This window comes from Marinomonas rhodophyticola, assembly GCF_026113935.1.
GTDB classification, from domain to species: domain Bacteria; phylum Pseudomonadota; class Gammaproteobacteria; order Pseudomonadales; family Marinomonadaceae; genus Marinomonas; species Marinomonas rhodophyticola.
Window position 1 is genome coordinate 291,139 of the sequence record NZ_JAPEUL010000006.1, and the last position, 24,468, is coordinate 315,606.

28 protein-coding genes are annotated in these 24,468 nt (G+C 43.3%); 4 read left to right on the forward strand and 24 right to left on the reverse strand.

Annotated elements, in window-relative coordinates; all coding sequences use genetic code 11:
- Positions 1-31: 31 nt before the first annotated feature.
- Entirely contained in the window at positions 32-1,183 is a 1,152-nt protein-coding gene (ribD, locus tag ONZ52_RS07310; protein ID WP_265218004.1) for a bifunctional diaminohydroxyphosphoribosylaminopyrimidine deaminase/5-amino-6-(5-phosphoribosylamino)uracil reductase RibD, read from the reverse strand.
- The gene (gene nrdR, locus ONZ52_RS07315; protein WP_265218005.1) at positions 1,180-1,692 is read right to left on the reverse strand and encodes a transcriptional regulator NrdR; all 513 of its coding nucleotides are present in this window, start codon (positions 1,690-1,692) and stop codon (positions 1,180-1,182) included. Before nrdR ends, ribD begins: the two co-directional genes overlap by 4 nt.
- A gap of 163 nt (positions 1,693-1,855) precedes the next feature.
- On the opposite strand from nrdR, the gene ONZ52_RS07320 reads away from it, so the two are divergent.
- The 4 genes from ONZ52_RS07320 (at position 1,856) to ettA (ending at position 7,283) form a co-directional block, all read left to right on the forward strand.
- Complete coding sequence (locus ONZ52_RS07320) at positions 1,856-2,767, forward strand: DMT family transporter (protein WP_265218006.1); 912 nt, start codon at positions 1,856-1,858, stop codon at positions 2,765-2,767.
- Positions 2,768-2,887: 120 nt separating this feature from the next.
- The gene (locus ONZ52_RS07325; protein ID WP_265218007.1) at positions 2,888-3,739 is read left to right on the forward strand and encodes a transporter substrate-binding domain-containing protein; all 852 of its coding nucleotides are present in this window, start codon (positions 2,888-2,890) and stop codon (positions 3,737-3,739) included.
- A gap of 54 nt (positions 3,740-3,793) precedes the next feature.
- The gene (locus tag ONZ52_RS07330) at positions 3,794-5,290 is read left to right on the forward strand and encodes a methyl-accepting chemotaxis protein (protein WP_265218008.1); all 1,497 of its coding nucleotides are present in this window, start codon (positions 3,794-3,796) and stop codon (positions 5,288-5,290) included.
- Positions 5,291-5,621: 331 nt separating this feature from the next.
- On the forward strand, positions 5,622-7,283 hold the full coding sequence (gene ettA, locus ONZ52_RS07335; RefSeq protein ID WP_111639096.1) for an energy-dependent translational throttle protein EttA: 1,662 nt from the start codon (positions 5,622-5,624) through the stop codon (positions 7,281-7,283).
- 300 nt (positions 7,284-7,583) lie between these two features.
- Here the strand turns inward: ettA and ONZ52_RS07340 are convergent, their stop codons facing one another.
- From ONZ52_RS07340 to ONZ52_RS07445, 22 genes are all read right to left on the reverse strand, one after another.
- The gene (locus ONZ52_RS07340) at positions 7,584-7,886 is read right to left on the reverse strand and encodes a helix-turn-helix domain-containing protein (RefSeq protein WP_265218009.1); all 303 of its coding nucleotides are present in this window, start codon (positions 7,884-7,886) and stop codon (positions 7,584-7,586) included.
- On the reverse strand, positions 7,879-8,211 hold the full coding sequence (locus ONZ52_RS07345; RefSeq protein WP_265218189.1) for a type II toxin-antitoxin system RelE/ParE family toxin: 333 nt from the start codon (positions 8,209-8,211) through the stop codon (positions 7,879-7,881). The genes ONZ52_RS07340 and ONZ52_RS07345 overlap by 8 nt, the downstream gene beginning before the upstream one ends.
- Positions 8,212-8,334: 123 nt before the next feature.
- A complete protein-coding gene (locus ONZ52_RS07350) occupies positions 8,335-8,601 on the reverse strand; it encodes a type II toxin-antitoxin system HicB family antitoxin (RefSeq protein WP_265218010.1) in 267 nt (88 codons plus the stop codon).
- Positions 8,576-8,740, reverse strand: a complete 165-nt coding sequence (locus ONZ52_RS07355) for a type II toxin-antitoxin system HicB family antitoxin (protein ID WP_265218011.1) — start codon at positions 8,738-8,740, stop codon at positions 8,576-8,578. Before ONZ52_RS07355 ends, ONZ52_RS07350 begins: the two co-directional genes overlap by 26 nt.
- Before the next feature lie 24 nt (positions 8,741-8,764).
- The gene (locus ONZ52_RS07360; RefSeq protein ID WP_265218012.1) at positions 8,765-8,947 is read right to left on the reverse strand and encodes a type II toxin-antitoxin system HicA family toxin; all 183 of its coding nucleotides are present in this window, start codon (positions 8,945-8,947) and stop codon (positions 8,765-8,767) included.
- A 174-nt stretch (positions 8,948-9,121) separates the two neighbouring features.
- Entirely contained in the window at positions 9,122-9,277 is a 156-nt protein-coding gene (locus ONZ52_RS07365) for a hypothetical protein (RefSeq protein WP_265218013.1), read from the reverse strand.
- Positions 9,274-9,795, reverse strand: coding sequence for a hypothetical protein (locus ONZ52_RS07370; protein ID WP_265218014.1), 522 nt, complete (start codon positions 9,793-9,795; stop codon positions 9,274-9,276). The genes ONZ52_RS07365 and ONZ52_RS07370 overlap by 4 nt, the downstream gene beginning before the upstream one ends.
- A 27-nt stretch (positions 9,796-9,822) precedes the next feature.
- Entirely contained in the window at positions 9,823-10,761 is a 939-nt protein-coding gene (locus ONZ52_RS07375) for an SMP-30/gluconolactonase/LRE family protein (protein WP_265218015.1), read from the reverse strand.
- Between the two features lie 86 nt (positions 10,762-10,847).
- Positions 10,848-11,960: a substrate-binding domain-containing protein gene (locus ONZ52_RS07380; RefSeq protein ID WP_265218016.1), complete on the reverse strand. Its 1,113-nt coding sequence runs from the start codon at positions 11,958-11,960 to the stop codon at positions 10,848-10,850.
- Between the two features lie 78 nt (positions 11,961-12,038).
- Entirely contained in the window at positions 12,039-13,088 is a 1,050-nt protein-coding gene (locus ONZ52_RS07385; RefSeq protein ID WP_265218017.1) for an ABC transporter permease, read from the reverse strand.
- 61 nt (positions 13,089-13,149) lie between these two features.
- The gene (locus tag ONZ52_RS07390) at positions 13,150-14,664 is read right to left on the reverse strand and encodes a sugar ABC transporter ATP-binding protein (protein ID WP_265218018.1); all 1,515 of its coding nucleotides are present in this window, start codon (positions 14,662-14,664) and stop codon (positions 13,150-13,152) included.
- Positions 14,665-14,734: 70 nt separating this feature from the next.
- Positions 14,735-15,478 (reverse strand): 3-dehydro-L-gulonate 2-dehydrogenase, encoded by a 744-nt coding sequence (gene yiaK / locus ONZ52_RS07395; RefSeq protein ID WP_265218019.1) that lies wholly within the window; start codon positions 15,476-15,478, stop codon positions 14,735-14,737.
- On the reverse strand, positions 15,475-15,741 hold the full coding sequence (locus tag ONZ52_RS07400) for an Ldh family oxidoreductase (RefSeq protein WP_265218020.1): 267 nt from the start codon (positions 15,739-15,741) through the stop codon (positions 15,475-15,477). Before ONZ52_RS07400 ends, yiaK begins: the two co-directional genes overlap by 4 nt.
- Before the next feature lie 257 nt (positions 15,742-15,998).
- Entirely contained in the window at positions 15,999-16,868 is an 870-nt protein-coding gene (locus ONZ52_RS07405) for an L-ribulose-5-phosphate 3-epimerase (RefSeq protein WP_265218021.1), read from the reverse strand.
- A 9-nt stretch (positions 16,869-16,877) separates the two neighbouring features.
- Positions 16,878-17,636 (reverse strand): IclR family transcriptional regulator, encoded by a 759-nt coding sequence (locus ONZ52_RS07410; RefSeq protein WP_111639086.1) that lies wholly within the window; start codon positions 17,634-17,636, stop codon positions 16,878-16,880.
- 6 nt (positions 17,637-17,642) lie between these two features.
- Entirely contained in the window at positions 17,643-18,287 is a 645-nt protein-coding gene (locus ONZ52_RS07415; protein WP_265218022.1) for a 3-keto-L-gulonate-6-phosphate decarboxylase UlaD, read from the reverse strand.
- Between the two features lie 29 nt (positions 18,288-18,316).
- Entirely contained in the window at positions 18,317-19,849 is a 1,533-nt protein-coding gene (locus ONZ52_RS07420; RefSeq protein ID WP_265218023.1) for an FGGY-family carbohydrate kinase, read from the reverse strand.
- Complete coding sequence (locus ONZ52_RS07425; protein ID WP_265218024.1) at positions 19,846-20,679, reverse strand: Cof-type HAD-IIB family hydrolase; 834 nt, start codon at positions 20,677-20,679, stop codon at positions 19,846-19,848. Before ONZ52_RS07425 ends, ONZ52_RS07420 begins: the two co-directional genes overlap by 4 nt.
- Positions 20,680-20,684: 5 nt before the next feature.
- Positions 20,685-21,380, reverse strand: a complete 696-nt coding sequence (locus ONZ52_RS07430; RefSeq protein WP_265218025.1) for an L-ribulose-5-phosphate 4-epimerase — start codon at positions 21,378-21,380, stop codon at positions 20,685-20,687.
- Between the two features lie 107 nt (positions 21,381-21,487).
- Positions 21,488-22,480, reverse strand: coding sequence for a TRAP transporter substrate-binding protein (locus ONZ52_RS07435; protein ID WP_265218026.1), 993 nt, complete (start codon positions 22,478-22,480; stop codon positions 21,488-21,490).
- A 15-nt stretch (positions 22,481-22,495) separates the two neighbouring features.
- On the reverse strand, positions 22,496-23,776 hold the full coding sequence (locus ONZ52_RS07440; protein ID WP_265218027.1) for a TRAP transporter large permease subunit: 1,281 nt from the start codon (positions 23,774-23,776) through the stop codon (positions 22,496-22,498).
- Positions 23,773-24,255 (reverse strand): TRAP transporter small permease, encoded by a 483-nt coding sequence (locus tag ONZ52_RS07445; RefSeq protein WP_265218028.1) that lies wholly within the window; start codon positions 24,253-24,255, stop codon positions 23,773-23,775. Before ONZ52_RS07445 ends, ONZ52_RS07440 begins: the two co-directional genes overlap by 4 nt.
- Between the last annotated feature and the right edge of the window lie 213 nt (positions 24,256-24,468).

The window sequence follows — 24,468 nt, forward strand, 5'->3', positions numbered from 1 at the left end:
AAACCTGAGAAAGCAATAACTCAGCTTTTACCTATTCGTCAAAATCACCTTCAAAATCTTCATCTAGGTATTTTGGCAAATAAACCAAACGCACATCTTGCCCAACTTGGCGAACCGATTTCAATGTCAGCTCAACGGCTTCGTCCATGGCCTCTAAAGGCAATTTAAATAACGGACGTGCGCTAGAACCCAATAATTTCGGCGCCATGTACACCACGATTTCGTCGATCAGACCTGCTTCTAAAAAACCACCAGCCAATTCAGCGCCAGCTTCTAATAAAACTTCGTTAATGCCGGCATCGGCAAGTTGTTCCATTGCGTCCAGTAGATCGAGCCGACCATCTTCGCCACGCGGAGCAAAACGCACCGTCACGCCCTTCTTGGTCAGGACTTCTAAATGCTCTTCTTCCACTTCGTCTTCGACAGAAAACACCCATGCCTGATTCGCTGGGTAGAGAATTTTGGCTTCTGGAAGAATCGACAGAGCGGTGTCCATCACCACACGAATCGGCTGACGCACGCTTTTGGGGTCCGCTTCTTGGTCATTATTATCGATACGGACCGTCATGCTAGGATTGTCCGCCAATACCGAACCAATCCCCGTCACAATCGCATCACTTTGCGCGCGCAAACGTTGTACATCAAGGCGCGCTGCAGGGCACGTAATCCATTGGCTCTCACCAGATTCCATTGCCGTGCGGCCATCCATACTCATCGCAAGCTTCACTCGCACATAAGGCAGCCCTTCACGCATACGCTTGATAAAACCTGGATTCAACGCCTCACATTCCGCTTCTAGAACGGGGCCGATAATCTCAATCCCGGCTTTTTTAAGTTTTGCCAAACCATTACCAGACACTTCAGGATTCGGGTCTTGCATGCCGTAAACAACGCGCGCGACGCCCGCTTTAATCAAGGCATCGGCACAAGGCGGCGTTTTGCCTTGATGACTGCAAGGCTCTAAGGTGACATAAGCCGTTGCGCCAACAGCATCTTGTTTGGCATCCGCTAATGCGTTGACTTCGGCGTGACCTTCTCCGGCTTTAATATGAAAACCTTGGCCAATGATTTGCTGATCTTTAACCAACACACAACCAACACGTGGGTTTGGATGAGTGGTATAACGGCCTTTTTTCGCGAGCTGGATGGCTTTCGCCATCCAATATTCATGGTTATATGTCATGCTTTATCTTCTTTTTTCGATTCTGGGACGTTTTGTTTTGATTTCGGAACAGCGACGCTATGACTTTCTAGACGGTCTATCGCTTCACGAAACTCACTGATGTCTTTAAAGCTACGATAAACAGAAGCAAAGCGCACATAGGCCACTTGATCGAGACGCTGCAACTCTTCCATAACGGCTTCTCCTGTCCAACGGGAAGGCAGTTCACGCTCGCCAGTGGCTTGCATTTTCTCTTTAATACGAGTGATTGCGGTTTCGACCGCCTCAATGCTAACTGGGCGTTTCTCAATAGCTTTAATAATGCCATTGCGCAGTTTCTCCTCATCAAACGCTTCTCGACTGCCATCACTTTTGATCAATTTTGGCATTTGTAATTCAGCCACTTCAAAGGTGGTGAAGCGCTCTTGGCAATGGATACAGGTTCGGCGACGGCGCACCTGTGCGCCTTCAGAAACTAACCGAGAGTCCACTACTTTAGTATCTTGAGTTCCACAAAAAGGGCATCGCATGGTGCTTCCAATATCGCTAATTTGGTGTAAGAATGCCTAAAAATTAGGCCATCACATGATGGGTGAAATCATACCAACCCCGCCATAATATAGCTACCGAGCTACTGTGTGCGCGTTTATCATTCTTCACGATAGAAGATTAGATGAGTTTATAAGGATTTATATGCCGTTCGCAGAATTATCGGGCTTGGTTGCGGCCTTATGCTGGACTATTTCTAGTTTAATGGCACCAGGGCTGATCCAACGTTTTGGCGCCATGCGCTTTAATACTTTTCGTATTGTCATTGCCAGCTCCATTCTTTTAGTCATTTGCTTAATCACTCAACGCTTTGATGCGACCTTATGGCAACATGCGAAGATCATCATGTTGTCGGGGCTATTGGGCATTTTCATTGGCGACACCATGTTGTTTACCGCTGTACATCGGCTTGGCCCTCGTCGCACTGGTGTACTGTTTGCTACCAATGCCCCCATGTCGATTCTATTAGGCTGGTTGTTTCTAGGGGAAAACCTGTCTTTTAATCAACTGTTTGCCTGTGGCTTAGTATTGGTCGGCGTGGTAATAGCGATTCTCTTTGGACGCAAAAACAGCCTACATGCTTGGGAACAAACCAAAGGCAAATTAAGTATCGGGATTTTGCTAGCACTTGGCGCGGCACTGGGACAGGCCAGTGGTGCCTTGCTGAGCAAACCGGCACTCGTGGATGGCGCCGATCCCATTGCGGTTTCTGCATTACGCGTTGGTACGGGCGCGCTGGCATTGGTGCTGGCTTATGGTTTGTACTATCGACATAAACAACCTGCCGAGGCAATTCCATTTAGCCAGCTCACGCGCTTTGATTTCATGGGCATTGCGGCCCTTGCCACTATCGGCATGGTCATTGGTATGAGCGTACTCGTCTGGGGTGTCGGCAACGCAAACGTCGGTATCGTCACCACGTTATCAGCCGTTGTTCCTGTCTTGATTCTTCCGGGTTTATGGATTACCACAGGCCAACGCCCAGCCTTTGGTGCATGGATTGGTGCGATTTTCGTTGTGGCTGGCGCAGCTTTTATTATTTTATTCAGTCACTAAAAATCACTCAATATTCTTCTTTATCGTATTAAATAAAAAATTCACTTGAAATAGAAAAGCTATAAGACATAAGATTCCAAGATTGTAATTTTATGTAACAAAAAAAGGAAATAGCATAAAGTGAATACATTTAAATACATAGGGATGATGATTCTGATACTTCACTCATTTCATGTCATGAGTGCAGAAACCATCAGAGTAAATAAGGTGGTGGGAGAAAAAGAAGAGCTGATGTTCAGCGTATTGAAGCTCGTTATGAGTAAAGTTGACTCAGACGTCACCTATATTCAAAACGACCAAGAGCTAAACACTGCGCGAGCTATTGGCGCTGTTGAGTCAAAGACGTTCGATGTTATGTGGGGAGGCTCTACCTCCACATACGAAGACAAAATGCTACCTGTTAGAATACCGGCCCTAAAAGGATTACTAGGCCATCGCATCTTTATCATTCGTGCTGCTGATCAAGAAAAATTCAATAAAATAAACACCTTGGAAGATTTGAAACGCTTCAAACCAGGCTTGGGAACACTATGGGGTGATACCAAGATAATGAAGTTGGCTGGCATTCCAACTATCACGACGATCAAATATCCCAACTTATTTTTGATGCTAGAAGGTGGTCGATTTGATTACTTTCCAAGAGCGCTCCACGAGCCTTGGGTCGAAGTGAAATCTCGTCCAGAACTGAATTTAGCCATCGATAAACACCTCATGCTGATTTACCCCTTCGCTCAATATTTTTATGTCGAAAAATCGAATAAAGCGCTGCACGACAAAATCTATAAAGGTTTTGAAATGGCCATTGCGGATGGAAGCTACGACAAACTGTTCTTCAATCACCCCATGATTAAAGATGTTTTGGAGCAGGCAAATCTAAAACAACGTAAAGTCATTCGCATAAAAAATGCCACCATGCATCCAGATACGCCCTTTGATCGCAAAGAATTTTGGTTGGATTTAGATAGCCTTTAAACCAGCGAAATAACGACATATTTCTTATACCCAAAGCAACGATACGAGATAGAAATGAATTCAATCAAACAGAAATCCATGCTTTTTCTTTCCAGCGCTTCACTCATCGTGATGGTAATCATTTTCTCCAGCAGCTACATGTTGGCTAAAAATCATTTCGATGATGCGTTAGATAAGCAAATTAAAGGCTTAAACAATACCTTGTCGATTGCGTTACAAGAACCTATTTTTTCTTATGATTCAGGCCTAATTGAACACATTATGTCTTCTTTTATGAATCTTCCTTTTGTGGACAGCATAAAAGCGTATGACCAAAGAAATAAACTACTTGGCACAGCAAAAGACGAACAGAGTACAAAAGCAGACTCCCACGACTTACGTGTTGATAAAATAGATATTACTTGGAGTGACAAGAGTGTCATAGGTCATCTTGAAGTAACATACCGTATGGACAGCAACGCCGAACTACTATCGTCTATTCGAAATATGTTCCTACTGATTGGCGTCATTTTGATACTCGTTTTACAGATCACCAACTGGTTCGTACTAACTCGCTATGTCGTGAACCCAATCAAAGTCGTAGCCAACGCAATGGCTGAAATCGCACAAGGTGGTGGTGATCTAACAAGACGACTCAACATCCAAAGTAAAGATGAAGTCGGTGTCCTTGCCCACGGCTTTGATACCTTTATTTCTAACCTTCATACCTTGGTACAAAAAATTGTTCACTCAAATAACGAACTGTCAAACTGTTCTCACAGCATTAAGTCTAATGCAAATGAAAACGTCAAATCCACAGAACAACAGTTACTAGAAATTGAACAAGTGGCCACTGCGCTCAATGAAATGTCCTCAGCGACACATGAAGTCGCTCGAAACGCCAACGAAACAGCGAATAAAACCCAGCGCTGTAATGAGCTTGCCGTCAAAGGTAACAGCATCGTCAAAAACACCATCAATGATATTCACAACTTAGGTAAGGAAATCAATTCTACGTCTGTGAAAATAGTTGAATTGAAAAATCAAAGCTCTCAAATTAATACCGTATTGGATGTGATCAAAGGCGTTGCTGAGCAAACGAATTTATTAGCGCTTAACGCGGCGATAGAAGCCGCTCGTGCTGGTGAACAAGGTCGTGGATTTGCTGTCGTGGCCGATGAAGTACGTTCATTAGCACAACGCACTCAAGATTCAACGTCTGAAATCGAAGGCATCATTAATAGCTTACAAACCGCCTCTGAGGACGCGAGTAAACTCATGCAGTCGACTAGTGCCACACTACAAAGAACGATTGATGAATCCAGCGGAGCAATTGCCGCACTCGACAATATCATTCAAGATATTATCGTCATCAATGACATGAACGCTCAAGTAGCAACAGCGACCGAAGAGCAAAGCTCAGTTGCCTCTGAAGTCAGCGATAAAGTTCTTATTATCAATAATGCCACGATAGTCATCACCGACAATGCTGCAAACATCGAACAACTTAGTGATCAGCTCGACTCACTCAGCTCAAGCATTAATCGTGATTTATCTAACTTTAAGCTTTAAACGATCTAGATAAAAACGCAGCAAGAACCGTTACGATAAATAGCGGTTCTTGCTCGCATCTGTATTTTTCCCAATCTTCCCCTGTGCTATCCTTACCTAACTAATTTCATTTGGCTCTCCATCAACTTGCCAGACATTTTTTGGTAATCCCGTGGAGCGTTTTAACGAAATTTATTCACGACGTTACGAGCAAAGCCAAGACGAGGCAAAAACTGACGAAAAAGCAAAGTTTATGGTTTATAAATGAGCATTTTGAGTCTGTTTTTAACAAAGTATTGGCGAGCGTAGTAGTCGTGCTAGGATTTCTAATCATAGGATAAGTTGACTATTTATGGCTCAGTTTGTATACAGCATGAATCGCGTTGGGAAAATTGTTCCGCCTAAACGCGAGATTCTAAAAGACATTTCTCTTTCATTCTTCCCTGGCGCTAAGATCGGTGTATTGGGTCTTAACGGTTCTGGTAAATCTACCCTACTTCGTATCATGGCGGGTGTGGATACCGAGCATAATGGCGAAGCGCGTCCAATGCCGGGCATCAAAATCGGCTACTTGGAGCAAGAACCGCATCTTGATCCAGAAAAAAACGTTCGTGGCATTGTTGAAGAAGCCTTTACTGACGTAATTGAAGCGATGGCACGTTTGGATGCCGTCTATGCAGCATACGCAGAACCCGATGCAGACTTTGACGCCCTAGCAAAAGAACAAGGTCAGCTTGAAGCCTTAATCGAAGCGAAAGAAGGTCACAACCTAGATCGTGCCCTTGAAGTCGCGGCCGATGCGCTTCGTCTTCCACCTTGGGACGCCAAAGTAGAACACCTTTCTGGTGGTGAGCGTCGTCGTGTGGCGCTTTGTCGTTTGCTATTAAACAAGCCTGACATGATCCTACTAGACGAGCCAACCAACCATTTGGATGCTGAATCCGTCGCTTGGCTAGAGCGCTTCTTAAAAGATTACCCAGGCACCGTTGTGGCGATTACCCACGACCGTTACTTCCTAGATAACGCCGCTGGCTGGATTTTAGAATTGGACCGCGGCCATGGTATTCCATACGAAGGCAACTACTCTTCTTGGTTGGAGCAAAAGAATGCTCGTCTAGAACAAGAAGCGAAGCAACAAGCCTCTCACCAAAAAGCCATCAAATCGGAACTTGAGTGGGTTCGCCAAAACGCCAAAGGCCGCCAGTCTAAATCCAAAGCCCGTTTGGCTCGATTCGAAGAAATGAACTCACAAGAGTTCCAAGATCGTAACGAAACTAACGAATTGTACATTCCACCAGGACCACGTCTTGGTAACAAAGTCATCGAAATCGAAGGCGTTAGCAAAAGCTTCGAACACAAGATGCTACTAGAAGACTTCAACATGGTGGTGCCACAAGGCGCTATCGTCGGTGTGGTGGGTGGTAACGGTGCCGGTAAATCTACCCTGTTCAAAATGATCGCTGGCATCGAAAAACCTGATACAGGCACAGTGACGTTGGGCGAAACAGTACAACTGGCTTACGTTGACCAAATGCGTGAACTGGATGGCGACAAAACCGTGTTTGAAGAAATCGCTGACGGCCTAGACATGATCACGGTTCACAACTACAAAGTACCGTCTCGTGCTTACATTGGCCGCTTTAATTTCAAAGGATCTGATCAACAAAAATTGGTTAAGCATTTGTCTGGTGGTGAGCGTAACCGCTTGCACCTAGCGAAACTGCTTAAAGAAGGCGGCAACGTATTGCTACTGGATGAGCCGACCAACGACCTAGACGTAGAAACTTTACGTGCTCTGGAAGACGCCCTACTGGCCTTCCCAGGCGCCGCGATTGTTATTTCCCACGACCGTTGGTTCCTAGACCGTATCGCAACACACATCCTAGCGTACGAAGGCGATTCTAAAGCCGTCTTCTTCGAAGGGAACTACGCAGAATACGAAGCCGACTACAAAAAACGTACCGGCAACGACGCCACACCAACTCGAATCAAGTACAAACGTATTGATGCTTAATTCTATTTAATAGGATTAGTTGGTAAAGAATGGAAAGCCGCTTTCAGGAATGGAAGCGGTTTTTTTATTTTTAAAATTATGGTTTTCTTTTACCCTTCTCCGGTTTTCCTACTCACTCATCACTGACTCTTAAGTATTGCGTATCAAACCGTCATATAAGACTTTGTCTCTCATTTACTTAAAAAAATGAGAGACTAATGAGTTTGATGTACACGAATGAGAGACAAGAAACGTACTACCTCATTTATTGCTGAGAGTGAGATACAAAGCTTTCTATATATCCAGTTTAATTGGGTAAAACTAGGCTATCGTTTCTATCCCTTTTCGCTCCACAAGAGAAAGCATTTTCAGCGCAGCGCCTCTGGGTTTGCTTTCACCTTGCTCCCATTTTTTAACCAGCTTATCGCTGACATTTAAATATTGTGCGAAAACGGGTTGGGAAAGGTTATTGGCTAGCCTTAGTTTTTTGACTTGCTCAGGAGTGAAATCATGAATAGAGGTTAAGCATAAGGTATCAAATTGACGCATGGTGGTTTTATCAATCGCACCCGCTTTTTTTAGGCCTTTGGCTGTCTTATGAACAGACTTTAAAATATCACTCATGGCGATCTCCTTCTTGGCAATTTTCTACTTTGATTAACTCTTTCGAAGCTATCAAACTTTCTAGTTCACTCTGGCTAAAACTAATAAACACTTGGGCTAATTCTCTTAGCGCCATTTGCTCTTTTTTGGTGATGTTAGCTCGTTTGTTTTTAGCAAAGGCATACAAGAAAAAATACTTTTCACCAATGACAGCGCCAATAATCGTTCGATAGCCACCACTCTTACCTTTGCTCTGTGTTGCCACTCTCTTTTTATAGAGAGCGCCACCTAGGTCAGCATCAACTAATCCTCTCTGGATCTCATCACATACTTCAATGAGATCCATATCAGACAAACGATCTTTTTTAGTTAAAGAACAAAACTCTTTAGTTTTATAAATAAAAGTATACCCTCCTTGGGTAGTATTTCAACAATACTCAACACATCCTGTGCTTGTTTTATCTTGCCGCTAACCTAACTGTAACACTTTCTTAGACGCCTCGGCTAAGAAGCCAGAGCGCGATTTGTATTTTGGATTTGCGGCGACCATTTTGTCGATTTTGGTAATCAGCAGATGCGGTAAGGTGACGTTAATTTTTTCGCTTTTTCCCAACAAAGGTGTGATATCGACATTCACCACAGCCCATACACCATCGGCGTAGTCTGGATTGTCTTTATGAGCGGTGATTGGGCTTGCGGTTGGAATGTCTTCACCGTCTTCTAACAAGAGGCTCAAGGTGAGAAAAGATTGCTTCTTCGGCCATTTCTAGTGCCTCATCAAATGTATCGCCAGCCGAAAAGCAGCCGGGCACATCTGGCACAGTCACGCCGTAACTAACGCCATTGTCGGTATGCAATACAATTGGGTATTTCATGGTTCGTACCTCTGCTAAAAGCTATTAATAAAGCTGGGCTTGTTTCTTTATGCTGTTAAAAGTACCAATCGGTACATCTTTCTTTGGATGGGGAACCGTCACTGTGCCTTTTTTATTAGGATGCTTAAACTGCACGTGGCTGCCTTTTACTCTAACTTCGTACCATCCGTCTTCGACTAGCATCTGGATTACCTCTCGGCTTTTCATATAACCCCTTTCGCATCCCTTTCCTTAGTATTAATAACAATAACCCCAACACCCCCTTAAAACCAATTGCTTTTTCTTATAACTCCAATAACCCTAAAAAACAATCACTATGATACTAGAAACAAAAAAGCCGCGAACCTTCCAGTAAGCAGCTTCAATAAACAGAGTCGGGCGCTATACAATATCTACACTAATTAACGTGCCATTTGATGCAATGACTTCGTTTTTACCCAAGCATAAATCAGTTGCAATAAGTCCGTTAAGGCTGCCTGTCATGAAGAAGAAATCATCGATATAGCCTCGACGAACACATTCTTGTACGCCCTTCAACAGCACCGCCTTTTTCTGTTCGAAAAATCGGGGCCGCTGGTTGAGTAGTGGTAGGTTTGTCCACTTTTAAGTGAAAAATCACTTGCGATAGGTTGGCTCGACACTAAGATGCCGTAGTTGTAATAAAAGTCACAAGATTGATAACTCTTGTCATTAATTTTGGGACGTAAAACCTCTATAGCAACAAGTGGCTGGCTGTGGCTAACGGCGTATTCAATATCACTTGGCAAGAGTGGAACACTGCACTGATAGCAGATTTCCACTTCGATACCAGATAACTTGTCTTTTGGTAGCTGAGCGCCCTGATTCTGGAAAATTTGAAAGTCAAAAATAGGCGATAGAATAAAAACACCGGAATCCTCAACGACTTTCCAGCCTTTGATGACGGCACCTTTGCTGGTGAGTTCAGCGATCAACTGATCTTGTGCATGACAAATATCGTCGTAGCTGTCTAGGATAGAAGTAAATACACCCTCTTTAAAAGCACTAAGAATGGCGGAGTATTCTGTAAAATTCATCAATGATCCCTTAAAAAAATTTCGCTGTCAAACACCATTGCCTGAAGCCTGAGGACGCGCTCCACGGGTATTTAAACGAATACGATATATAGAAGTAGAAGCGGTAATATACAAGGTCTCTCCTTGGTGATTAGAAGACCTGTCTGTCGCAAAAGTGCAGTTAGATACTTTTTCTGGCACCCGAATTTTGCCTAATAATGTGCCATCCATGTGGTAAATCTGAATACTGTCTTCCGACGAGGTATAAACCCAACCTTGTTGATCCACTCGAAAGCCATCGGCTAACCCCGGTGACACCACGGCAAACAACCTTTCGTTACTTAGCTTGCGCCCCTGCTCGACATCAAACACTTTAATATGATGATTTCCCGAGCCGTCTTCTCTTAGCGCCGCAGAAGTGTCGGCGATATAAAGTTTTGATTCATTTGGTGAAAAGGCCAAACCATTTGGTTCTTCAATCGTATGACAAACAACGGATAGCTCACTGGTGATAGGATCAAAACGATAGACGAAATTCCCCTCTTGTTCAGACTCTGCTTTATAGCCTTCTACATTAGATAAAATGCCGTAAGGTGGATCAGAAAACCAAACAGTACCATCTGACTTCACCACTAAATCATTTGGCGAATTCAAACGCTTACCAAGATATCGGTCGACTAACGTAGTTGTCTCACCTGTTTTTAAATCCGTTCTTTCAATGGATCTACCACCGTGACTGCAATGCAATAGGTTGCCCTGCAAATCAAGATAATGACCGTTGGTAAAGTTAGCAGGCGAACGCCATACCCTTAGGCCTTTCTCCTCGTTCCAACTTAATATTCGATTATTGGGAATATCACTCCATAATAGGGTTTGTGAATGATCGAGCCAAACGGGTCCCTCACTCCATGTTGCTCCTGTGCATACTTTTTCTAAGTCTGATTTCCCTAATAAAATCGATTCTATTCTGTCATCAAATTTTTCCATGGCGATCACCGTTACCTCTACAAGCACTGTAAATAAATCAATGAAACGCCCCTTTCAACAAATGGAAAGGGGCATTAAAACGTTAACTATTTCCAAATGGCTTTGTAGTGTTCACGATAATTGTTGTCTGGATCGAAAATATCGTTTTGACCACCGTCAAACTGAATATTCTCCGGAGTGACTAAGTGTACAGGGGTCGCAAAGCCACTATCAGCAACGCCAGCAAAGGCTCGGTTTAGTTCATCAACAACTTGCCAGCCATGCAGATTAAGTGGCTCTGGTACTGTGCCTACTTGATTAAAGTTAGAGCGTATGCGCGAGTAAGCCGATTGACTACCATCACCTGCAGATATATTACTCGGTAGCTTATCCGCAGGCAGGCCTGACGCATTTAATGCCGACCCGATGTAATCAAAATAAAGGTCATTGATCCCCAAAGAGTAAGTCCACTGACCTTGATAGCGTTGTAACAAAGAGGTCGTTAGCTGAGGCATGCGTGTTGACGTATCTGATAATGGCGTGTCTTCCACAGAGATCAATGTACATCCGCTACATTGCTTAATGACATTTGCCATGGCGTCTGATTTTGCTATCGCAACGGCATAAGCTGAATCAGTAAAAATGACAACACCAGCCTTACCATTGGAGCCTGCCACAGCGGCTAATGCCGCAATCTCAGCCACATCATCCGCACTAGTCGTAATGTTAGAGAAGAGATTTTTGCTTGGAACGGGACCTGGGGTTGGCGCAGAATGCCAGCCCACGACCTTAATGCCCTGTTGTGTTGCGGTTTCCAGTGCTGCTGATTGTTCGTTCACATCAAAGCCCCCTAATACAATACCGTCCGGCTTTAATGCTATCGCTTGGTTAAACGCCGCGGTACGGCCAGATACAGTGCCCTGCCCGTCTAGAACACGAACGTTCCAACCAGTCCAGACTGCAGCCTCTTCTACACCATTACTAACACCAAGTACCCCACCGTTACGCATATCAGATGCTAAAAAAACAATCGTTTTTCCAGACACAGCTTTAGGACCGGTTGTTGGGCCATCCCATGTATTATAAGGAGCCGTGGCCGCTTGAACTTTTGCTTTTGCCATCTCTAAAAAATCATCCGCCTTGGCGCTAGTCGCTCCCATGGCAAGTAATATAGATAAACTCAAAGTGCTGTATTTTAAAATTGACTGATATTTTTTCATGACAACCTCATTCGTATTTTTTGTTTTTATACATCGCAGTTAAATATCGAACCCATTAACGCGCTTCCCTACGCCTTACTACTCACTCTTTTTAATAAGTCGTTTTATACGACCACCTCGGCGCTGAGCGTACCCAGCAATACCGATGGATATTAGTAACGTTGCACCATTGAACAGAGGTTCAATATAAAAGGCACCACCTAGCTGCTGAATGCCGGAAATACCCACCGCCAGAATAGAGACCCCGATAAGAGTACCCAGCACATTCACTCGTCCAGGTCTGATCGTCGTTGAACCGAGAAAAGCCCCAACTAACGCGGGTAAGAGAAACTCCAAGCCAACATTCGCCTGACCGATACGCAGTTTCGCTGCCAACAACACCCCAGCAAAAGCGGTTAATAGACCAGAGGTAACAAATGCCCCAATGACATATTTTCGGGCTGGAATACCATTCAAATCCGCTGCTCTTGGATTCGCACCAATCGCATAAAGGCAACGACCTAGAGGCAAGCGTTCAGTGACAATCCATAGCAAGATAGCAATGCCCATCACGTAGAATGCAGGTGCAGGTAAACCCAAAAAGAAAGCATTTGAAAGAGAATAGAAATCGGCATCCAGTGAACCAATTACCTGACGCCCTCCGGTATACCAAAGTGCAACGGAATAGATCACTGTGCCTGTACCTAACGTGGCAATGAAGGAATCAATTTTCGCCATTTCAACTAACAGGCCATTCAGAAGACCAAACAGCATGCCACAAACTAGAACGACGAAAACCGCCATTTGCCAGCTCATGCCAAATTTGGTTTGAAGGCTAATCGCTAAAATGTGCCAAAGCACAATGCCATAACCAACGGTTAGATCCATCTTCCCCGTCAACATGGGTATCATGGCCGCCAATGCTAGAATCGCGATAATGGATTTATCACTTAAAATTGAGCGTAAATTCAGCATGGTCGGAAAAGTATCCGGTAATAATACGGAAAAAAACAATATCAACAGTAGGGTTAAAATAGGTAAACCATACACGGGAAGATAGCGCCCAATATGGGAAAGTACCCCCTCATTTACTGAATTTTTATCGTTATGGTCCGGCTCTAACGCCGTAGATTTTATGGAAGTCGTCATCGTCTGCTACTCACTATAATTTTTATTTTAGCCAATCAACTTTTTGTAGGAACGGGGAAAATTAATTAACGGCACCATCTGCCGAAGCCACCTCCAGCATATTGGCAAAGGTCATCTCATTTTCAGTTAACTCTTTATGAATGCGCCCTTTGCTGAACACATAGCAGCGATTGCAAATTTTCTCTATTTCTTCAAAGTCAGTAGACACCACAATCACAGTGAGGCCATTACTCACCGAGGCTTTGAGCAAATTATAAATTTCTGCTTTTGCTCCCACATCGACACCCGCTGTAGGCTCATCCAAAATCAAGACTCGCTTATTTAAGTTTAACCAACGCGCCATAATGACTTTTTGCTGATTACCGCCACTAAGATTCTCAATGGTTTGGTCAGGATCTCTTGGACGCACATCAAAACGATCTATCAAATCGCTCGCAATATTCTGCTCTTTGGATAAGGTATTTAATGCAAATAAAGGAGGGTTACCCAACAAGGGGTTAAGAAAAAAATTGTCTTGAACCGACATGGACATCGCAAGATTTTCTGCACGTTCGCCAGCCACATAACCGATACCAGCATGAATGGCAGCGGAAGTAGAGTCTAGGCTGAGCAATTTGCCATCTAGGCGTACTTGACCATTAAATATTGGATAGTCACCAAACAAGGCGCGCCCAACCTCTCCTTGACCGCCACCGCGCAAGCCAATCAGACCGAGGATTTCACCTTGTTTTACGTGGAAAGAAACAGGGCCAACGTTGCCCGCTTCAAAGTTAGAAACGTCAAGCACAGTTGGCGCGCTAGGGTCTACACTGAGACGCTGGAAATCTTTTTGGGCATTCCCCACAATCAGCTCTACTAATGCTTTCGCCTGCATACCCTGAGTGGCGCATTCTGCAACCAAACGACCATCACGCATAATCACCATACTGTCGGAGATTTCCATGACTTCGTCTAATCGGTGAGAAACATAAATCATGCCAACACCTTTCTGACGCAAATCACGAATCACTTCAAATAAGCGCGCCACATCGGCGGCAGGTAAACTCGCAGTAGGTTCATCGAGAACAAGAATTTTTGCTTTGCAATACACTGCACGCGCAATGGCGATAAGAGACTGTTCTGCACGTGATAAGCGAAATACTCGAGTACGTGGATCAATGTCTGCGTTAACACTGGCTAACGCCTCTGCGGCACGTGCGTCCGTTGCTTGCCAATCGATTAAGCCAAACTTTTTACAATATCCCATGGATAACGCCATGTTTTCTGACACTGTCATCCAGTCGACTAAACCTAAGTCTTGATGAATGAAAGCAATCTCATCATGGTGTCTGTTTTTTTGATCTAACTTGACGCCTTGATAGAGGATCTCACCCTGATCTTCTTGATAAATACCCGCTAAGGTTTTGATCAAAGTCGATTTACCGGCACCATTTTCCCCCAATAGCGCCACGACAGAATGCGAGCCTACGTTAAAAGACACATCATTCACGGCCAAACTATTGCCAAAACGTTTGCTCACATTCTTAAACTGCAAAAGAGATGTTACTGACTTTTGTTGTTCACAAGCTTCCAACATGACCTCTCCCCACTTACATTATTTTTATTGTTAAGTAATCGATGTCTATTAACGCTGATATTTACCCGTCTTACTGTGTGAGTTGTTGAATCTGACTCCAAATATCAGGGTGAATCTCAATGCCACCGGCTTTTTCATGCTTATCAATAAAGGCTTGTATTTTGGATCCAGCAATAGAAACCTCACCACTTTCAGCAGGCTCTGATGCCAAAACATAGTCACGAATACGCTGCATTTCTGCTGCAAACTGGTTTTTTTCGATGGTTTTGCTTAGGTCAATGGCAATCAAGAATTGCGATACACCAAACTCACCGTCTTGATCTTCGGTAATGGCCGGAACTGAGCGGCCGCCTGTGATGGCCGTTAGCATCATATCTAGCACGATAGACATAGATGAACCTTTCCAAAAACCCATTGGAAGAACACGTTTGTTTTCCCAAATAATATGAGGGTCTTTGGTCAAATTGCCTTCATTGTCATAACCACCAACAACAGGCAATTCTTTATCGGCTAAGACATGATTCTGTAGCTGACCATAAGAGAATTGAGACATAGAACAATCAACCAATACAGGGGACTCACCTGCAATGGCCATAATCAGCGGATTGGTTCCGATGCGATGATCTTTCCCTCCCCAAGCGGGCATTACAGCAATAGAGTTTGTCGCCGCAATACCAGCAAAGCCTTGGCGAGCCATTTCCAATACATAAGCTCCACCGCGCATCCAATGATTTGAATTACGCATACCGACCATACCAATGCCATACTCACGGGCCAATTCCATGGCACGATCAGCACAAATTAAACCATTCAAAACACCCGCCCATAATGACAATCCCACTGCTCTAGTGCGCCCATCTGATTGACACATTCTGGGATAGCATTGAGCTGAATTTGCCCTTTATCTACTTGACCAATAAAGACCGGAAAACGATTGATACCATGAGAGTAAACCCCTTCATTCGCCATATCTGCGAAACCTGTCGCTAGACGTTTAGCCATGTCAGACGCCATGTCTCGAGATAAGAGAATTTTTTCATACGTATTTTGAAGTTGTTCTACCGAAATGATAGGCATAATAAGTGCAACCTTAATTCCGTATTACGGAATATATTGTTATTGTATTTCCGTATAATGACACAAAGCCAGAATATGTGAAGCTTTTTTAATCAACTTTTATATTTTTTATTCACAGACAAAGCTAATCGCTTAATTTTTAAATAAAAATTAAGCGATTGAATATCGAGGAAGGACATTTGAAAAAAAAGGGGAAGAGACAATTCATCAGTATTGCTCATTAACAGAGCAAACGATTACTCTCTTAATAGACGCAACTAAAGCAGTAAACCAGATTCATGAGCAATACGTTCAAGCGTGGCCTTGGCATGAGCAATGTCTTCATACCAATGATCATTCTGCGCCCACATTTCTATGACAAAAGGCGCCGCATAGTCTATTTCTGCCAGCGTTTTAAAAATGGCATGAAAGTCAACTTCACCTTGACCAATAACCAAATCACGGAACTGCCCTTTGCACTCAGGTGAGACGCGTAATGTGTCTTTGAGATGAATTTGTACAATATGATCTTGACCAAGTTTTAACTCCGTTGGCACATCATGATTCCAGCCAGAAATATTGCCCACATCCGGATAAGCCATGAAAAACGGAGAAGGAATTTCGCGTTTCAGCACCTCAAACTTGCTCAAGGAATTTAAATACGGCGTATCCATGATCTCTACACCAAGCAAGACACCCGCTCTCTCAGCCATTTTGACAGCACGTTGCATGCCTTCTACAAAACGACGATGGGTTTCTTTTGACTGCGGTTCATAATAAACATCGTAGCCCGCCATCTGAATACAACGAATACCAAGCTTGTAAGCCAATACAATGGCCTTTTCCATAATCTCAAAAGCGCGCTCCCTTACCTTATCGTCCATCGAGCCAAAAGGGTATTTACGGTGAGCACTCAAACACATTGATTGCAGTGGCATATCCAGTTCAATGCAAAGATTTCTGAGCGCATAAATGTCCTCATCGGACCAATCAAGGCGGGCTTGTCGATCCGTAGTTTCATCAACGGATATTTCAAGAAAATCAAAACCTAACGCTTTAGCATTAACTAAACGCTCACGCCAGCTCAGCTCAGCAGGCATTGCTTTTTCATAAATACCCAGACGGAACTTCTTTGCAAAATTAATCACAGCATCACCTCAAAATAGTTTTGCCTCGATGAGCTTGGCGGTCTTTGCTATCGTCTCAGCCAAGGAATCAAAGCCTAATCGAGCCATCTTAGGCGTCAGTGATGACACACTAATGGCGTAAATGGGCATTCCATCTTTATTGAAAACTGGAATGGCTACGCAGGAAATACCTGCTTCATTTTCTTCATCATCAATCGCAAAACCTCGCTCTCTCACTCGTTCCAACTCTTGAAAGAATGCGCCTTTTTCCAAGATTGTATTTTCCGTTAGCTGTCGCATTGTATTGTGATTACGCTGCCAGTAAGCTTCGCGTATCTGGTCTGAGGCGAAAGCTAAAAAACATTTACCCGCAGCCGAACAGTAAGCTGGCGAATGCAATCCAATATAGGTTCGCGTACGAAACGAAGCATTGCTTGGTTCTAACTTGTCCTTGAAAAGGATGTTATCCCCATCAAACGCCAAGAAATTTACCGTTTCATTAATGACATCAAGTAATTGCGTTAAATAAGGTTTCACAAAACCAGTCACATCTGAATTTAACGCCACCTGCCCCACATGCAATAGCTTCATCGTTAGTCGATAGTCACGACCACTGGATAGCTGAGTAACATAGCCCGCACTTTCATATGTTGAAAGAATGCGGTGGGCTGATGACTTGGTCATCCCTGTTTGCTTTGCAATCGTCTGCAATGAGGCGCCATTGGGAAATTGACCTAAAAACTCCAATACACTTAACGATTTTAGAAGTGACTTTATTTGTTCACTCATTCATACCTACCAATATTTTTTAATTTCATTATGGAAGGATTCAGCAATCGATCGACCTTCTTCACTGACCAATGCACGGCCTGCGATAAAAGACTTCACCTTAAGATCTTTAAACAGATACAAATCTTCGGGCACAATGCCACCCGTGATAGATAATTCGATGCCTAAATCCGATAACGCTTTCATTTTTATTAGATCTTCTTGCGTCCATGTCACGCCCGCTAATTCAGCGTCTCTTGAGCGATGATAAATAGCTTGTGTAATGCCTATATCAACCCAATCCTTAGCATCCTCTAATGTCCAGTGGCCATATAGCTCAATTTGAATTTCACCAGAACATTCTTCAGCCACTTTATACGCGGCGCGAATGGTCTCTATGTGTGCCGCTGCACTCACAGTGACCCAATTAGCTCCTGCCGCCAATGCCATTTTCGTTAAAATAGCACTAGCGTCGGTGATTTTCATGTCACAAACAATAACATGTTGAGGGTATTTTTCGCGCAGCAAAGTGACACTTTTCACTCCATGAGCGAATGCCAAAATAGTACCTATTTCAATAACATCCACATAATCGGCAATATTTTCTACAGATGCCATCGCTGTCTGTATATCAGTGGCATCTAATGCGACCTGCAATAAAGGTTTAGTCATAGCGATTCCTTCAATAATGAACATTTTAATTAGGCTTTTTCAAACTGTTTACTTTCAAATGCTTTGCTCTCGAACTCTTTAAATAGATTAACCAATTGCAAATAGCGCTGATACTTGTGTTGGTAAGCGTGATAGTGGCGTGGATTTGGTTCTATTCGTTTCGTCTGAATGTTCATTGCTGCTAAGCCCAATTCAATACTAGCGTATTCACCAACACCAACCATGGCCATCAAAGCCGCACCTAAAGACCCCGTTTCTTCAATACTAGGAATTTCCACCGACATCCCCGTTAAGTCCGCAAGCATTTGCATCCACACCTCAGAAGTCGTCGTCCCTCCAGTCACTCTAAGAACAGAAGCACGAGGAAAACGGACACGCATACGATCTAAATGAAGGTTATGACAGAACAGGATTCCTTCCCAAATAGCCTGAATCAAATGACCTTTTGTGTGATGGGCTTGTAAGCCATAAAAGCCTGCTTTAATACCCAGGCCCATATTAGAACCATAAAGGAAAGGCACAAAAAATAGCTCGCTAGCGGCAGCGGGTAACTCAGAGACCAGCTGTTGATTAGTCTGATGATCTATTTCACCATCCTTGCCTAGGTAATCATGAAACCACTCATAATTGCTTGCCGAGGTTGGACTGGCATCATGTATGATGTATTGCTTATCTAAGACATAATGACCATACACATAGTTGTAATTTGACTCTTTTATGTCTGATTCAGAAGGAATACCAGTCGCAATACCTGAGGTCACAGCCCAAGTACCTGTCACATAATTAAGGGTATTCTCATTCGCATTAATACCAGAGCAAATCGCGGTCGAAACCACATCAAACAAGCCGCCAAACACCGGAGTACCAGCCTCTAAACCCGTTTCTTCCGCCACTTTTTGAGTAACATAGCCGGCAAGCTCATCTGGTTTAATGATCGGAGGGAGCGCAGAAAACACCTCTTCAATACCAAACATTCTCAGCAATTCAGGATCATATTCACCGCTAGTAGCATTAAAGAAATTACTCTCTGATATATTGGTTAATTCAGCGGCGATGTTACCTGTCAGACGATATCGTAGGTAATCATGCGCCATCAAAATAGCACCGATCTGACGATAGTTTTCCTCTTCGTTGTCTTTTAACCAGCGAACAATGGAAACAGGGTGCCCTGTCCATAAGGTTTGTAATGTCATTGGGTAAATAGCTTCAGGGATTTTGTCTTCTTGCCACTTTTTCACGATACCGAGGGATCTGGAGTCCGACGAGATAATACCATTGCGTAAATTCTCGCCCTTTTTATCTAACAGATACACTCCTTTTCCTTGGGCTGAAATACTTAAGCCTTTTATATCAGCAGCCGCAATGTCAACGGATTGAAGCAGTTTAACGATAGCGGATTTCGCATCGCTCCATAAATCGTCTAGGGCACGCTCTACCCAGCCTTGTTGCTCGTTAAGCACTTTCGCAGACACTTTTGCAATGGCTATTTGTTGACCGTTACTGTCTAACAAAGCGGCTTTCATGAAGGTACCACCAGAATCTAAGCCAATAAAATAATTCATCGGTCTTCTCCTTCAGACAGAAAAAGCTGATCTATTAAGTCCGCCAATACCCAATCATCATCGTTTGTTGCTGCGGTGACTCTATCCGCTAGCTGCTGTATAGCCTCATCAGCATTCAACATAGCAACGCCCATTCCAGCCAACATCAACATAGAAATATCGTTATGATGATCACCGACAGCCACGACTTGCTCAGCTAGAATATCTTTTCCTTCTAGGTACTTAGCCAAGGCGGTACCTTTGGTGTTGCCAATGCGAGCAAAATCTATTCGATTTGCCCAAGAATATTCCCCATTAAAGTGCTGCTGCACAAAAGGTAATCCAGCAAAATGATCGGCCCTCTTACCTTCAACAACAAATTTCCACACATGAGGGTGATGTTCAATTTCGTGATGAAAATCGTTAATTTTATGTATTTGCGGACGATTTTCTCTTGGAAAGGAATTTGCCCATTCAGATAACGATTCCACATATGGCAAAGGACGATATTTCGAGTGAAGCATGGCATTAGTAACATACATAACTGTCGTCAAATCATGCTCTGCTGCAAGTGAAACAAACTGTTTTGCCACATCTTTTTGCAAAGCATTGTGTTCTAGCACTTGCTCATTTTGATAATCGTAAATATAGGTACCATTGCAGCAAATGATCGGTGTTGTCAGCCCTAGCTGCTGATAATAAGGCCTCGCTGTCGTATGGTGACGTCCTGTTACTATTAGAATCGGGATACTCTCAGCTAAAATGCGGATTTTATCAATCAAAATAGGACTAATAGTACGATCAGATTTCAGCACAGTGCCGTCTAAATCAAGCGCCAATAATTTATACATAATCTCTACTTCTTTTGACCATAGTAAGCATTCTTACCATGCTTACGCATGTAGTGTTTATTCAGTAGTTCGTCTTGTACTTTTATTTGCTGATTCAACGCTCGGGTTCCAATTGCCATCGCAGAGATTTCTTCTAACACCACGGCATTATGCACCGCATCAAACGCGTCTTTACCCCAAGAAAAAGGCGCATGACCAGAAATGATGGCACCAGGAACCGCCACTTCATTGATGCCTCGTCGTTGGAACTCCTCAATGATGACAAAGCCAGTATTCTTCTCGTAATCATTTGCAATCTCATCGGCCGTCAACATTCTGGTGCAAGGAATATCACCATAAAAATAATCCGCATGAGTCGTGCCTAAGGCAGGAATATCTAATCCTGCTTGCGCCCATATAGTCGCATGGCGCGAATGGGTATGAACAATACCGCCGATAGTTGGAAACGCTTTATAAAGTTCTATGTGCGTTGCGGTATCACTCGATGGATTCAAACTCCCTTCAAGGCGTCTCCCATCAAGATCAATGATGACAATATCGTCGGCCGTCATTGCACTGTATTCCACACCAGACGGCTTAATCGCAATCACACCTCTGTCTCGATCAATTTCTGACACATTGCCCCATGTAAAGGTCACCAAGCCATATTCAGGTAGCTGTAAATTGGCCTTCAATACTCTTTCTTTTAATGTCTGATACATGATGATTCTCGAAAAATAATCTGCATATAAGGATTTTCTAGCTTATTTAAAACGCCTCTAGACTCGGCACTTAAACGAATAGAAAGCACCGAGCCAAGGCTTTATGACTACTTTGATGCGGCTAAAATATCGTTGATCATTTTGTCACCATGCTCTTTAATAAAGGCATCCCAAACAGGCTTAACGGCTTGCTGGAAAGCCGCGCCATCGACATCTCGGTTGACTTTCATGCCATCTTTTTCCAATTGAGCAATCATAGAATCTTCTTTTTCAATACTCAGCTTGCGCTGCATCTCAACAGCTTCCTGCGCTACTTGCGTGATAATCGATTGATTCGCAGGGCTTAATTTATTGAAGGACTTTAAGTTCATCGTAAAGGCAAGAGGCGAATAAGCGTGTTGAGTCAAACTTAAGAATTTCTGCACTTCATAAAACTTAAAAGACAAAGTCACGCCGATAGGATGATCTTGTGCATCAACAACACCTGTTTCTAGTGCGGTATAGAGCTCCGAAACCGGAATTTGGGCCGGATTCGCACCTAACATATTAAACATATCGTTTAAGGCTTTAGAATTATTGACCCTCATACGTAAGCCTTTTACATCAGCGGGAGTACGAATTGGCCCTCGGCTATTGGTCACATTACGATAGCCATTTTCTGGATAACCTAGACCTTTTAAATCAAAGGCTTCCATTTGTTTAGAGACAGACTGACCTACCTCTCCATCTAACACTTTGTAAGCAGTTTGGCGATCAGGAAACATAAAAGGCAAGGTAAATGCAGCCGATTCAGGTAAAAGGCCTGAGTAGTTATTCAGCCCAACAATAGAGAAATCGACTAAGCCAAATCGAGTACTCTGAATCATTTGCTCATCATTACCAAGCTGACCCTGAGGAAAAATATTAACTTTGACGTCACCATTGGTTCGAGCTTCCACTTCTTTCTTAAAAAACACTGACATGTCTTGCTGCAGATCTGACTCTGGAGCGGCATGTGCTAACTTTAGTGTCGTCTCCGCAAAACCTGAAGTTGATAAAACAGCACAGGAAACAACGGATACCAGACCAACACCTTTAAATAATCTTTTTATTGTTTTCATTATTTTCTCCTTGGGTTATCCAATAATAAATTTCATCGGAACAGTGATGATGCTGGGAAATACTATGAAGAGTATTAACAGCAAAACATAAGCGCCTATGAAGGGTAAAATCCCCTTCACAGAGGTAGAAATAGAGACTCGAGACACGCCACACACGACATTTAAAACCGTACCAACAGGAGGCGTAATCAGACCAATAGAGGTGTTAATAACAAACATTAAGCCAAAGTAAACCGGATCAATCCCCGCCATTTTGACGATGGGCATTAACAACGGAACTAGGATTAAAATGGTTGGACTTAAATCCATCACCATACCCACTAAGAAAACCAGCAACATGATCACTGCCATTAACAAACGAGGGTTGTCTATCATAGGGGCTAGAATTTCAGCCAGTTGTTGAGGAAGTTGTGCCACAGTAATCAACCATGCAGCGACCATGGCACACCCAACTAAAAACATCACCATCGCTGTAGAACGCCCTGCCCGACCCAGTACGTAATACAAACGTTTGAAGCTCAGCTCTTTATAGATAAAAGCGGATACGAAAATAGCGTACACAGCAGCGACAACCGCGGCTTCTGTTGGGGTAAATATACCGAAACGAATACCACCCAAAATGATAATCGGAAGAAACAATGCCCAGATTCCGTCTTTTAACGCTGCTACTTTCTCTTTTACAGTGGCTTTTTTCTGTAGTGTCAAATTCTCTTTGCGGACAATAAAACTCCATAGAAACACCAGTGTCACACCCATTAACAAGCCAGGAATAATACCGCCAATAAACAAGTTTTTAATGGAAATACCACCCGCAACACCAATCAAAATGAGCGGAATAGACGGTGGTATAACTGGGGCAATAATGCCACCAGACGCCAACAAGCCGATGGATGAGCCTTCTGGATAATTGGCTTTCTTCATCATTGGATAGAGGATACTGACCAAGGCAGCCGCATCTGCTACCGCTGAACCAGACAAACCGGCTAATAAAATAGAAGTGAAAATTGCGACATAGCCCAGTCCACCTTTACGATGACCAACAAAGGTATTGGCAAGACGCACAATACGCTCAGAAAGACCGCCTGTCGCCATCACTTCCCCTGCTATCAAGAAGAAAGGAATCGCCAACAAGGTAAAGCTGTCTACACCGCCAATCAGTGCCTGGGACAGAATGTCCGCACTAAACAAATCCATATGTAGCATTAGCGCCATAGAAGACAGCAGTAAAGCAAAAGAAACAGGCAGGCCCAGTAAAATAGATAAGATCAACACACCAAGAAAAATAAAAAGTGTCATTCGTCATCCTCCTGTTCCAATAACCAGCTAGGATTAAAGATTCGAACCAGAGAAATCAGACCAATCAACAAACCTGAAATCACCCCAGCTAGGGCAAATAATGCCGACGGTAAACCGGTTAAAGGAGAAATATTATGCCAATTGGCTAAGGTTTGATTTAACGCACCAATGAATAACATGCTAGATGAAATGAGAATAACCAACCAAATAAGTCGGTTTAAAATCGGCACGGCAGACGGGAAAAAACGCTCAGAAAATTCGGTTACGGCAAGATGCTCCCCCCGACGTAACACAGCGGCAGCTCCCAACAAAACAATCCAAACAAGACCTAACCGCGATAGTTCAACAGATGAACGTATACCGGATGAAAAACCATAACGCAGAACCACATTAGTAAAGACCAGTACCACCATCACAGCCAAAATACTTGTGATCAGTACGTCAATAATCTTCCACATCCACTTTATTATTTTTTTCATGGTGTAAAACCTCTAAAAACTGAATGGGAAATCCCATTAACTGCTTTTTATACTTATTATTTTCGTTTGATCGTTTACTGTCAGAGTGTAGAAAACAGTAAAACCGACCAATATTCCGCAATACGGAATACTTTAAAACTATATTCCCGTATAATGACACAAAAATAAATTAAGTGAAGCTTTTCTGTACAGTTTTTTAGAAATTTGCGACTT

Bases quoted from the DNA above. Each gene is read 5' to 3' on its own strand.
- ribD (WP_265218004.1), bottom strand. From the start codon at position 1,183: ATGACATATAACCATGAATATTGGATGGCGAAAGCCATCCAGCTCGCG.
- nrdR (WP_265218005.1), bottom strand. From the start codon at position 1,692: ATGCGATGCCCTTTTTGTGGAACTCAAGATACTAAAGTAGTGGACTCT.
- ONZ52_RS07320 (WP_265218006.1), top strand. From the start codon at position 1,856: ATGCCGTTCGCAGAATTATCGGGCTTGGTTGCGGCCTTATGCTGGACT.
- ONZ52_RS07330 (WP_265218008.1), top strand. From the start codon at position 3,794: ATGAATTCAATCAAACAGAAATCCATGCTTTTTCTTTCCAGCGCTTCA.
- ettA (WP_111639096.1), top strand. From the start codon at position 5,622: ATGGCTCAGTTTGTATACAGCATGAATCGCGTTGGGAAAATTGTTCCG.
- ONZ52_RS07340 (WP_265218009.1), bottom strand. From the start codon at position 7,886: ATGAGTGATATTTTAAAGTCTGTTCATAAGACAGCCAAAGGCCTAAAA.
- ONZ52_RS07345 (WP_265218189.1), bottom strand. From the start codon at position 8,211: ATGGATCTCATTGAAGTATGTGATGAGATCCAGAGAGGATTAGTTGAT.
- ONZ52_RS07355 (WP_265218011.1), bottom strand. From the start codon at position 8,740: ATGAAATACCCAATTGTATTGCATACCGACAATGGCGTTAGTTACGGC.
- ONZ52_RS07360 (WP_265218012.1), bottom strand. From the start codon at position 8,947: ATGAAAAGCCGAGAGGTAATCCAGATGCTAGTCGAAGACGGATGGTAC.
- ONZ52_RS07370 (WP_265218014.1), bottom strand. From the start codon at position 9,795: ATGAATTTTACAGAATACTCCGCCATTCTTAGTGCTTTTAAAGAGGGT.
- ONZ52_RS07375 (WP_265218015.1), bottom strand. From the start codon at position 10,761: ATGGAAAAATTTGATGACAGAATAGAATCGATTTTATTAGGGAAATCA.
- ONZ52_RS07380 (WP_265218016.1), bottom strand. From the start codon at position 11,960: ATGAAAAAATATCAGTCAATTTTAAAATACAGCACTTTGAGTTTATCT.
- ONZ52_RS07385 (WP_265218017.1), bottom strand. From the start codon at position 13,088: ATGACGACTTCCATAAAATCTACGGCGTTAGAGCCGGACCATAACGAT.
- ONZ52_RS07390 (WP_265218018.1), bottom strand. From the start codon at position 14,664: ATGTTGGAAGCTTGTGAACAACAAAAGTCAGTAACATCTCTTTTGCAG.
- ONZ52_RS07400 (WP_265218020.1), bottom strand. From the start codon at position 15,741: ATGCCTATCATTTCGGTAGAACAACTTCAAAATACGTATGAAAAAATT.
- ONZ52_RS07410 (WP_111639086.1), bottom strand. From the start codon at position 17,636: ATGAGTGAACAAATAAAGTCACTTCTAAAATCGTTAAGTGTATTGGAG.
- ONZ52_RS07415 (WP_265218022.1), bottom strand. From the start codon at position 18,287: ATGACTAAACCTTTATTGCAGGTCGCATTAGATGCCACTGATATACAG.
- ONZ52_RS07420 (WP_265218023.1), bottom strand. From the start codon at position 19,849: ATGAATTATTTTATTGGCTTAGATTCTGGTGGTACCTTCATGAAAGCC.
- ONZ52_RS07425 (WP_265218024.1), bottom strand. From the start codon at position 20,679: ATGTATAAATTATTGGCGCTTGATTTAGACGGCACTGTGCTGAAATCT.
- ONZ52_RS07430 (WP_265218025.1), bottom strand. From the start codon at position 21,380: ATGTATCAGACATTAAAAGAAAGAGTATTGAAGGCCAATTTACAGCTA.
- ONZ52_RS07435 (WP_265218026.1), bottom strand. From the start codon at position 22,480: ATGAAAACAATAAAAAGATTATTTAAAGGTGTTGGTCTGGTATCCGTT.
- ONZ52_RS07440 (WP_265218027.1), bottom strand. From the start codon at position 23,776: ATGACACTTTTTATTTTTCTTGGTGTGTTGATCTTATCTATTTTACTG.
- ONZ52_RS07445 (WP_265218028.1), bottom strand. From the start codon at position 24,255: ATGAAAAAAATAATAAAGTGGATGTGGAAGATTATTGACGTACTGATC.